We start from the raw sequence: 9,764 nt of genomic DNA, 5'->3' as shown, positions 1-9,764 counted from the left end.
GGCGAGCACGAAATCAGCGGCCTTCTTTTCTTCGATGGGATTGCCGATCTGCACGGCGGTCTGGTCTTCCTCGTGGGAGCCGGTGGTGAGCGATGCGGAGGAGAAGGTTGCGCCTTTGAGGCCGTCCTTGCCGGTGCGGCCGCCAGCGGCGACGAGGAGGTGGCCGGGCTTCACTTCCTTGGCGATGTCCTTGATCGGGATGATACCGGCGGTGCCGCAGAAGACGAGAGGATTGTAAATGAAGGTGTCGTCAAACTGGATCGCGCCATTGACGGTGGGGATGCCCATGCGGTTGCCGTAGTCGCGCACGCCGCGCACGACGCCACGCATGACGCCGAGGGGGTGGATGACGTCCTTGGCCTTGATGTCTTCCTGCTCGATGTTGGGCGGGCCAAAGCAGAACACGTCAATGGAGGCAACTGGCTTGGCACCTTTGCCGGCACCGAGGATGTCGCGGATCACGCCGCCGAGGCCGGTATTCGCACCTGCATAAGGTTCGATGGCGCTGGGGTGATTGTGCGTTTCCACCTTGAGGCACACGGCCTTGTCGGCGTCCAGGCGCACGAAGCCTGCGTTGTCTTCAAACGCGCCGAGCACGAAGTCGGGCTTGTTCTTGCAGATCTCCTCCGTCACGGCGCGGATGTAGGTCTTGAACAGGCCGTCCACGACTTCTTCCTTGCCATCGAGCGTGTGCTGGATCTTCGCGCCAAAAATGCGGTGTTTGCAGTGCTCGCTCCAGGTCTGGGCGATGACTTCCATCTCGACGTCCGTGGGCTCGCGGCCTTCGTCGTTGTAAATCTTCTGCACGGCCAGCATGTCGGCGCGTGAGAGCGAGAGCTTCATGCGCTTCGAGAGGTCGAGGAGCTGGTCGGCGTTGAGTTCGCGGAGGGGGATGGTGCGGAAAACGGCTTGGGACATGGGTGGGACCCCCTGACTTGGCGAGGAATCCGCCGTGTTCAATGGCGGAGGCTGGAAAATGGATTGTGGGGTCAAGGCTGGCCCCTTGTCCTGAGAAGGGCCTGCACCGTTTTGGGATCTTGACGCAGGCTGAGAACGGCATGCACAAAGCATCGGCCGCCTAACGGGCGGTAAAAGACCGCCATATCCCAATCCAGCAACAGCCACTTCCGAAAAGGAGGATGAGAATGGCCTGAGCCAATGAACGGATTCTGGCCAATCAGATTGAGCGCTTCCTGAGTGTCAGCGGCGAAGGAATCGGCGAGTTCTTCTGAAAAGGCGTCGAGTTCGACAAATTTTCGCAGCATGTCATCGTCAGCACCGGCGAGGACAACCACTTCATGGCTCATGCCTCCTCCGCGCGCTTGTGCGCACGGTAGGCATGCATGCGTTCCTGCACCTTGCTCCACGTCGTGGCTGAGCCAGGATCAGACAGGTAGTTTTGCCAGCGCTGCTCAAGAATCTCTATCACAGCTGCCTTTCCTGCCGGAGTCTCGGTCGAATCGTCAGCCGCCAGTTCTTCCTCAAGCTCCCGAAAAACGAGCCACTTTTGGTCTCGAGACATGGCTGCTAGCTGTGGCAGGCGTTCGGCGATCATGGCTGGAGGATAATGGCCCGAGGCTGGCCCGTCAAGCCGGGTGCAGTGCGGATAGGAGGTGGTGTGAAACGGTTGCTGTTCTTCCTGCGCCCGCTTTTATGCTGTCACCATGGCTACCATCGCAGTTCTCGGCACGCTCGACACCAAAGGTCACGAACACGCCTACGTGGCGGAAATCATCCGCGCACGCGGGCACCAGACGATGCTGATCGACACCGGCAGCGGGGATGTGCCGCAGGTAAAGCCGGATGTCACCCGCGAGCAGGTCGCGGCAGCGGGGAAGGTGGACCTTGCAGGCATCATGGAGCGCCAGGACCGTGGCGAGGCCGTGACAGCCATGGCTGGCGCGGCGGCGGCGTTTTTGTCGGCACTGGTAGCCAGCGGCAAGGTGCAGGGCGTGATCTCGCTCGGCGGCGGCGGTGGCACGGCCATCGGCACGGCGGCGATGCGGGCACTGCCGGTAGGTTTTCCGAAGGTAATGGTATCCACGTTGGCGGCTGGAAATGTGGCACCGTATGTCGGCACGAAGGACATCGTGATGTTTCCGAGCATTGTGGATGTCAGCGGCATCAACCGCATTTCCCGCGTGCTGCTGGCTCGTGCGGCCGGGGCGATCTGCGGGATGGTGGAAACGACGGTGCCCGAGGGCGAGGACAAGCCGCTGATCGCCGCCTCGATGTTTGGCAACACGACTGAGTGTGTGAACCGGGCGAAGCAGGTGCTCGAAGACGCTGGGTATGAAGTGCTCGTTTTCCATGCCACCGGCACGGGCGGCAAGATCATGGAGTCGCTGATCGAAAGCGGCATGTTTGCCGGTGTGCTCGACATCACCACCACCGAATGGGCGGATGAACTCGTGGGTGGCATTCTTGGTGCGGGCCCCACCCGGCTGGATGCGGCGGGCAAAGTGGGCGTTCCGGCTATCGTCACACCGGGCTGTCTCGACATGGTGAACTTCGGCGAGCGTGCGAGTGTCCCGGCGAAGTTTGAAGGGCGCACCTTCTACATCCACAACCCGCAGGTCACACTCATGCGCACCAACGCCGCCGAATGCGCGGAACTGGGCCGCATTCTGGCGGAGAAGGTGAACGCTTACAGCGGGCCGGTGACCGTGCTGCTGCCGCTGCAGGCCATCAGCATCATCAGCGCTGTAGGCAAGCCGTTCTATGATGCCGCGGCCGATGCGGCGTTGTTTGACGCGATCCGTCAGCACCTGCGCCCCGGCATTCCGCTCATCGAGATGGATTGCGAGATCAACGCGCCGGAGTTTGCGGCGGCGTGTGCGCAGGCGCTGCTGGGAAGTCTGAAGTGAGGTCGCGAAAAAGCCGCACCCTGCGTGCAGAGGTGCGGCTTCGGTGATTGAGTTCAGCGAGGTGAGTTTTTAGTCGTCGTTGTTGTCATCGTCGTCCTTGTCGCTTTTGCCCTTGTCCTCTTTGTCTTCTTTCTCCTTCTTGGGCTTCTGGCCGATGCTCGATTTCTCTGCGGCTTTCTTGAGGGTTTCAGCCTGCGCTTTGGTCAGCAGCTTGGCTTTGAGGAGTTTTTCCATCAGCTTTTCCACGCTGCTGACATAGTCGCCGTGGTTCTTGGCGCTGGCGGCGTAGCCGGCGAGGATTGCGGACACGGACTGGCCCTGGTAGGTGATGTCTTTGATGCCGGTGTCCTTGCCATCGATGAGGATGTTGGTAGCGACCGGTGTGAAGGCACCGAGTTCAAATGAAGCTTGATGAGTTGAATCGTAGATAGTAATGCCCGTGAAAGAAAGTGGGGGAGCTACTGGATTGATCAGATGACTGAGTGTGTCCAACTGGCTGTAAGGTAGACCATTCCCGTCGATTGAAATGCCCTGTGCATCACTGCCATCAAGCTGGCTGAACCCGAACCAATTCCATGATAAATGCGTCGGACCGCCGAATCCCGGTGGCAATGGAGATGCGCTAACTTGTTGCACGACGGTGTCATCAACCAAGGCACCTGCGATTTTTCCGGTTCCCCCCGTGAAGTTGGTGGTAGTGGCGGTGATTTTGATGCCGGGCACATTGCGCCACTCGGCTTGCGAGTCATCTGAGGAACTGGGAGCGGCAGTCAAATCCAGGGTGATGGTGCCAGTCACGGTGGTGCCGAAGTAGGTGTCACCGCCGGCATAGGTGCCGGTGAAGTTGTAGGTGATGGGAGCGGCCTGAGCCGTGGAAGCCATCACCGCAGTGGCAGCGAGGAGGAGCAGGGAACGGAATGTGTTTGTCATGAGTTTGGGTGTGTGAGTGTGGCCGCCTCAATGCCCGTGCCGAGGTTTCCATTTTGTCTAGCCACTACAGGCCAAGAATGTAAAGAAATTTACCAAAAGTGTTTTGTGTGAATTTTGTAAATGAAATGGTGCTAAATGGTTTAGTGAACCCAAGACTAACAGGATCGAAACTCGTGGTTATCAGCAAAAGAATGGCTCTGCGCTTGTCAGTCACTCCACAGTCGCCACCTTGGCTCTCAGATGCACTACCCGCTGACTTTTCACTTCAAGCTTCTGGCCTTCTCTCCTCAGATCTACGTGACGGATGCCCATGGCGGCACGGTTTGCTATGTGAAGCAGAAGCTGTTTCGCTTCAAAGAGAAGGTGGAGGTGTTCGCGGATGACACGATGAGGACGCAACTGGCGACGATTGAGGCGGACCGCATCATCGACTGGTCGGCGCGCTACACTTTCAAATCTCCCACAGGTCAGGTGCTCGGAGCCATTGGCCGGCGCGGAATGAAGTCGCTGTGGAGAGCGCACTACGATGTCTTTGCTCCAGGAGCGCAGACGCCGACATTTGCGATTCAGGAAGCGAATCCGTGGACGAAAATGCTGGATGGCTTGGTTGGCGAGATTCCCATCGTGGGAATATTCGCCGGCTACATGCTGCATCCGAGCTACATCGCCACCCGTGGCGAAGCGGGTGCTCCCACGCTGCGCCTGACCAAGCAGCCCGCGCTTTTCGAAGGCCGCTTTGGATTGACACAGGAAGGCCCGGCGGATGAAGGTGAACAACTGGCTTTGCTGCTGTCCTTCCTCATGATGAATCTGCTGGAGCGGGCGCGGGGCTAGCCTTTACATTCAGACCGTATGAAATCAGCGCTGAGACTGCTGGTCTTGGTCGGAGGTCAAATCGTGGCCGTCCTGTTGCTGGCGCGTGTGGTGCGCTGCCGACCCGATTTCATGGGAGCTGTCAGTGTCCATCTATGGGCTGCATTTGCTTACGGCATCCCACTGCTTCTCGTGTTTTTAGGCTGCCTTCGGTTTGTGCATTTGCCATTGGCGGGATTGCGAGGACGGATTCTCAGCGTTGCCGTGGCATTGCTTGTGGCATGGATGGGACTTGTAGCGAGTCTTGTCATTCTTCAGCAGAGCGATATGTGGCTAACGTCTCGTTACATTAAACGCATGCAGTTCCAGCTTCGGAATGACGCACGTTTCAAGGATGTTCGTTTGATCGGTTACAGCGATGATTATATTCTGTTTCCATATATTCCGGTCGGTGGAAGTGTCGCGAGCAAAGCAGATCTCAGAGAACTCAACCGACTATTAAAAGCGGAACATCCTCCCGGATTTGCAGGCGCTGGAGAATATCTTGTACGAACGGCTTCTGAAGATCGATAGTCTGCGCCCAAGCTCAGCATTTACTTCGACAACCGCTCAAGCACCGCTGCAGGCATCTCCACGGTCTTCTGTCGGCTTGATGTGCCGCGTATCAAGGTGATCTGGCCTTTGGGGCAGTCGAGGGCTTCGGCGAGGAATCGGATGAGCTCGGTGTTGGCTTTGCCATCCACGGGCGGGGCGTGCAGTTTCACCAGCAGCACGGGGCGGCCTTTTTCATCGGCGGTCCAGCCGGCGAATTCGGATTTCTTCGCGTTCGGTGTGACGCGGACGGCGAGCTGGGCGCGATCGGTGGAAGCGGCCATGATCAGACGAGTTTGAGGCGTTTGCGCATGAGCCACTCGACAGTGAGCAGCAGGATGGCGGCACCGAACCACCACCAGCTGGACCAGAGATTGGTCTCCTGGGTGATGACCTGCTTGCGGTCGATGCTTTGCAGCAGGCTGGGGAGATCGGTGGCGGCTTGTTCTTCACGCAGGAAACGGCCGCCGCTGTTGGTGGCCATGGTTTCGAGCAGCGTGCGGTTCATGGTGAGCGTGGCCCACTCTGGATTGCCGGTATCGGAGACGTGGAGGGAGAGGCGTGCTTCACTGCGCGGCGCGCTGGGGCTTTCTGCCACGGCGATCTCATAGGTGCCGGCCTTGAGCGGCGGGGTGAGCGCACGATAGACGCCGATGTGAGTGGGATCTGCTTCGAGCTGCAGCGTGGCGACATCAGCGCCGTCGTGAATGAGGTAGGCGCGGGGTTGCGCATCGGTGACGATGTCTCCCTTGTCATTGCGCACACGCACGCGGATTTCAGAGGCTTCACCCGGCGAGTAACGCAGGCGGTCGGTGCCGACGGAGAGTTTCTTTTGATCGATCTGGAATGGCGGGGCGGCGATCCATGCACCTAGCTGCATCCACAGACGCTGATGATACAAGTCCGCGACCTGAAAGCGCCAGCGCCAGAGTTCATCTGTGCCGAGGTAAAGCACGGCACCGGCGCCGACCTGACGAAAGACGATGGTGGGTTGCTGCGCTTTGGCGAGCGTGATGGCGGCGGGCAGGGGCTCGACGTTCGCGTGCCAGTTCACTTTGGAAAGTGTGGGCCACAGCGCGGTGTTGGCGCTGGGGCTGTCGCTGAGGCGCAGGGCATCGAAGCGCTGGCCATCGGTGGTGAGTTCGAGGCTGGTGGGCTGATGCTTGGTATTGGATGGGCCAAACTTGACTGGGATGAGCGGGGCGGTTTTACCCTGGCTCCATTCGTGCAGTTTGCCGCGCTGGCCATCGATCATGATCAAGCCGCCGCCGCGTTTTTCGACGAACTCAAGAATCCAGTCGAGGCTTTCCGGCTTGAGGCGGCTTGGTATGACTTCACCGAGAATGATGAGGTCATAGCTCAGGAGTTCGTCGCGAGTTTTGGGGAAGTCTTTTTGCAGGCTGCCATTGGCGGCGTTGTCAGCCATGTCATCGAAGATGCTGGTGGCCTGCCAGCGCTCATCGCGGTCGAAGTGGTTGTGGATGTAGCGTGACTCCCAGCGCGGACGGCCATCGAGGATGAGCACTTTGCGTTTCTTTTCCAGCAGGTGAATGGAGAGCTCGCGGGCGTTGTTGGAGCGCGTCTTTTCCAGCGCGGCGCGGTCGCCGCTGGCGGAGATGAGGATGTTCACGCTGCGTAGTGTCTTATCGCGCTGACCGGGGGCGGGTGGTGGCAGTTCGGTGACGGGGAAGATGAAATCGAAACCCTTTTCGCCTTTGCCATCGGTGGTGAAGTCCTTTTTCCACAGCACCTTGCCCTGGCTTTCGATGCGCACATTCGCGGGAACACCGGCTGGCATGCTGTCATTAACGGTGAGACGGCCCTGGAAGTTTTCCTTGGAGAAGACGGATTCGGGAGCCGAGACTGCCAGCAGGGCGAGATCTGCCGGAGGAATTTCGGTGCCAAAGCCGATGGTGAAGATGGCGGTGCCGCTGGCCTTGAGTGCGGTGCTGAATTCTTCGGGAGAGCCGGTGGAGTTGTGCTGGCCATCAGAGAGCACAACGAGCGCGGTGCCTGCGGTTGCGGGGCCGAGCGCGGAGCGCAGCGTTTGATCCAGATTGGTGATGGGTGAGGTGGCCGGCAGTTCAAACGTAGCAGGCATTTCACCAGAGGTGTCCTTGCCGCTCTGGCGGTACCACCACAAGCGTTGCGTGTTCATGCCGCGCAGAGCCACGAGCTCCACATCCTGGGTCTCGGCGAGTTTTTTCAGCAACGGCATCGTGCCTTTGAGCAGGAGGTCCTCGGCTCGCAGAAAGCGTGCCTTGGAAGTGCCTGCGGCAGCACCGGCGGCTTCGTCCGTGAGCTGCATGCTGGCGGAGCTGTCCACCACCACGACGACGCGGCCAAGCTGGCGCAAGGTGGTGACGTGGCGGAGGATCGGACCTGCGAGGGCGAGCACCAGAATGAAGACCGCCAGCGAACGCAGAACGGCGGGCACCTGTGCGGCGCGACTGCCGACGTACTTCAATTCACGGCGGTAGAGAAACCACATCAGGGCCGCGAGACCGAACGCGAGCACGACCACCGGGAGCGGCGAATAGCCACCGGTGAAGCGCAGGGAGGTTTCAGTCTGGGGTGTCATGCTTAAATCGGCTAGCCTTTGGCGATGTGCTGTTGCAGGAGAACTTCGGCAAAGAGAAGACCCAGCAGGAGGATGAGCAGCGGCTGCCAGAGTTCGCTGCCGTGGCGGCGGGTGCGGTCGAGCGCCTGATAGGCGGGCAGGGTGTCGGCAAAGGCGGCGTCGTAACGAGTGGCGATTTTTTGGATGTCGGCGGGAGGCAGGGCTTTGAGATCGGACTCGGTGCCGTCGATATTGAATGCGAGAAGTGTGGTCTTTTCGGTACCGACCTTTTGAAGCTGGAAGATGCCGGGCTGGGTGATGGAGGGGCTTTGGACGAAGACGGCGTCACCTTCTTTGGCAGACTTGAGCGTCTGTGTCTGGCCTGTGGGATCACGCAGGGTGAATTCGGCACCGAGCTCGGCTTTTTCGAGCGGCAGGCGGATCGTCGAACCGACGAGTTGCCAAGCAGGAGCGCTGCCTACGGTGGCGAGGTAGGTGGTGAGGCGCTGCATGAGCGGCACGAAGAAGGGCTGCAGCGGCAGATTGCTCCACTCCGCATTGGCCGTGGTGGCGGAGGCGATGACGCGGCCACGTCCATATTTCTTCTCGATCATCAGCGGCACGTTGCGGTCGAGATTGAAGATGCGCTGAGTTTGATCTCCCTGCGGCGTGAATTCCAACCAGTGGCGGAACTCGGCGTCCTGCAGACGTCCGGCACGGGCATCATTGAAATACAGCGCAGAGGGATGCGTGAAGCGCTGCATGAGGATGCGCGCTGGCAGGGAATCGGAATCGGCGCGGGCCTGGCCCTTGATGGCGGCAGGATACATCCCTTCGCCTTTGCGGTAGAACTCGCGGTTGTACCAATCCAGATCGCAGTCAGGCCCGGCGAAGACGAGCAGGCCGCCGCCTTCTTTGACGAATTTGTCGATCTCATTCTGCGTGTTGCCTTGCAGGCGCTCCACATCGGCCATGATGATGACTTCCTGCTGACGGAGGTCCTCATTGCGTAGTTTACGCAGATCGATTTTCTTGGTGCGGATGAGATCCTTCAGTGTGGCGGCCGCGACGGTGTGCGGTGTGAGGGCGATCTCCAGGAAGTCGGTGGCGCCGCTGAGCGGTTCTTTGCCGGGGCTGCCATCAATGAGCAGGACGTTGAGCTGATTGCGAACCTGCACGATGGAGTGAAAGGCGTTGTCGTCGGCGAAGCTGTCGCCTTCGAGGCGGACGGAGAGGGAATGGTCGCCGACTTTGTCGAAGGCATGCGTGAAGGAGAGGACAGCCTCGCCTTCGGGGGCGAGCGAAACACGCGCGGTGCGCAGGCGTGCGCCGTCAGCTTCGAGATGCACGGGGATGTCCTGCCAGGGGCGTTTGCCGTGGTTTTTGATGCGCACCCGTAGGCCGATGGGCTGGGACTCAGCGGCGACGAGCGCGGAGATGTCGGCGCTGGCGATGCTGATGTTTTCAGCGAGATCACTGCCCACGCGGTAGAAGGTGATCTGCGGCTTGGGCTCCTGCTTGGAGATCGTTTCGAGCGCGGGCAGTGCGGCACCGTCGGCGATGGCTTTCCAGTCGGCCTCCTGGAAGTCGGAGACGATGACGACTTCGCGCGTGGCATTGGGGGAATCCTTCAAGGCCGAGGTGGCAGCCTGGAAGGCATCGTTCGCAGACAACGGGCCGGACATGGAGGGCACCTCGCTGAGCTGCTTGGGAATGAGGGTGCGGTCCGTGGTGGCCTGATCCAGCAGCTTGCGCGGCGTGCCACCGGAGAGAAGGACCTGCGCGCTGGAGCCGTCCGGCAGATCGGTGATCATGGTCTGCATGTCCTGACGCGCCTGCTGCATGACGGTGCCGCCGGGCAGCGTGGTCTGTGCGGCGGGGGCGCGCATGGAGAAGGAATCGTCCAGCATGACGATGAGCGAGGAACTGCCGAGGCCGAGAGAGCGCAGCGCGGTGAGCACCGGGCGTGCGAGACAGAGCGCGAGCACGATGGGAATGGCGAT

Annotated in this window: 10 protein-coding genes; 3 read left to right on the top strand and 7 right to left on the bottom strand. The window is 60.2% G+C overall.

Going from position 1 to position 9,764, the window contains the following annotated elements; translation table 11 throughout:
* The 3 genes from ACIREA_RS18430 to ACIREA_RS18420 form a co-directional block, all read right to left on the bottom strand.
* The coding region (locus tag ACIREA_RS18430) for an AIR synthase related protein (protein WP_397383800.1) at positions 1-918 on the bottom strand (918 nt) is incomplete at its 3' end.
* 71 nt (positions 919-989) lie between these two features.
* The gene (locus tag ACIREA_RS18425) at positions 990-1,307 is read right to left on the bottom strand and encodes a type II toxin-antitoxin system RelE/ParE family toxin (protein WP_397383799.1); all 318 of its coding nucleotides are present in this window, start codon (positions 1,305-1,307) and stop codon (positions 990-992) included.
* The gene (locus ACIREA_RS18420; RefSeq protein WP_397383798.1) at positions 1,304-1,522 is read right to left on the bottom strand and encodes a hypothetical protein; all 219 of its coding nucleotides are present in this window, start codon (positions 1,520-1,522) and stop codon (positions 1,304-1,306) included. The genes ACIREA_RS18425 and ACIREA_RS18420 overlap by 4 nt, the downstream gene beginning before the upstream one ends.
* Before the next feature lie 142 nt (positions 1,523-1,664).
* Between ACIREA_RS18420 and ACIREA_RS18415 the strand changes: the two genes are divergently transcribed.
* Positions 1,665-2,867 (top strand): Tm-1-like ATP-binding domain-containing protein, encoded by a 1,203-nt coding sequence (locus ACIREA_RS18415; RefSeq protein ID WP_397383797.1) that lies wholly within the window; start codon positions 1,665-1,667, stop codon positions 2,865-2,867.
* A 69-nt stretch (positions 2,868-2,936) separates the two neighbouring features.
* On the opposite strand, the gene ACIREA_RS18410 is transcribed toward ACIREA_RS18415, so the two are convergent.
* Complete coding sequence (locus ACIREA_RS18410) at positions 2,937-3,797, bottom strand: hypothetical protein (protein ID WP_397383796.1); 861 nt, start codon at positions 3,795-3,797, stop codon at positions 2,937-2,939.
* 240 nt (positions 3,798-4,037) lie between these two features.
* Here ACIREA_RS18410 and ACIREA_RS18405 point away from each other — a divergent pair, with 240 nt between their 5' ends.
* Together ACIREA_RS18405 and ACIREA_RS18400 are read left to right on the top strand one after the other, a co-directional pair.
* Positions 4,038-4,631: a hypothetical protein gene (locus ACIREA_RS18405; RefSeq protein WP_397383795.1), complete on the top strand. Its 594-nt coding sequence runs from the start codon at positions 4,038-4,040 to the stop codon at positions 4,629-4,631.
* 18 nt (positions 4,632-4,649) lie between these two features.
* Positions 4,650-5,183: a hypothetical protein gene (locus ACIREA_RS18400; protein ID WP_397383794.1), complete on the top strand. Its 534-nt coding sequence runs from the start codon at positions 4,650-4,652 to the stop codon at positions 5,181-5,183.
* Between the two features lie 20 nt (positions 5,184-5,203).
* Here ACIREA_RS18400 and ACIREA_RS18395 read toward each other — a convergent pair whose 3' ends face one another.
* The 3 genes from ACIREA_RS18395 to ACIREA_RS18385 form a co-directional block, all read right to left on the bottom strand.
* On the bottom strand, positions 5,204-5,485 hold the full coding sequence (locus ACIREA_RS18395; RefSeq protein WP_397383793.1) for a DUF167 domain-containing protein: 282 nt from the start codon (positions 5,483-5,485) through the stop codon (positions 5,204-5,206).
* Between the two features lie 2 nt (positions 5,486-5,487).
* The gene (locus ACIREA_RS18390) at positions 5,488-7,782 is read right to left on the bottom strand and encodes a VWA domain-containing protein (protein ID WP_397383792.1); all 2,295 of its coding nucleotides are present in this window, start codon (positions 7,780-7,782) and stop codon (positions 5,488-5,490) included.
* Between the two features lie 11 nt (positions 7,783-7,793).
* A partial coding sequence (locus ACIREA_RS18385; protein ID WP_397383791.1) for a VWA domain-containing protein occupies positions 7,794-9,764 on the bottom strand: 1,971 nt, incomplete at its 5' end.

It is taken from the genome of Prosthecobacter sp. (genome assembly GCF_044373815.1).
Classification (GTDB): Bacteria; Verrucomicrobiota; Verrucomicrobiia; order Verrucomicrobiales; family Verrucomicrobiaceae; genus Prosthecobacter.
This window is presented reverse-complemented; position numbering and strand designations above follow the sequence as displayed.

Coding starts and splice junctions, on each gene's coding strand:
- ACIREA_RS18425 (WP_397383799.1), bottom strand. CDS start 1,307: ATGAGCCATGAAGTGGTTGTCCTCGCCGGTGCTGACGATGACATGCTG.
- ACIREA_RS18420 (WP_397383798.1), bottom strand. CDS start 1,522: ATGTCTCGAGACCAAAAGTGGCTCGTTTTTCGGGAGCTTGAGGAAGAA.
- ACIREA_RS18415 (WP_397383797.1), top strand. CDS start 1,665: ATGGCTACCATCGCAGTTCTCGGCACGCTCGACACCAAAGGTCACGAA.
- ACIREA_RS18410 (WP_397383796.1), bottom strand. CDS start 3,797: ATGACAAACACATTCCGTTCCCTGCTCCTCCTCGCTGCCACTGCGGTG.
- ACIREA_RS18405 (WP_397383795.1), top strand. CDS start 4,038: ATGCACTACCCGCTGACTTTTCACTTCAAGCTTCTGGCCTTCTCTCCT.
- ACIREA_RS18400 (WP_397383794.1), top strand. CDS start 4,650: ATGAAATCAGCGCTGAGACTGCTGGTCTTGGTCGGAGGTCAAATCGTG.
- ACIREA_RS18395 (WP_397383793.1), bottom strand. CDS start 5,485: ATGGCCGCTTCCACCGATCGCGCCCAGCTCGCCGTCCGCGTCACACCG.
- ACIREA_RS18390 (WP_397383792.1), bottom strand. CDS start 7,782: ATGACACCCCAGACTGAAACCTCCCTGCGCTTCACCGGTGGCTATTCG.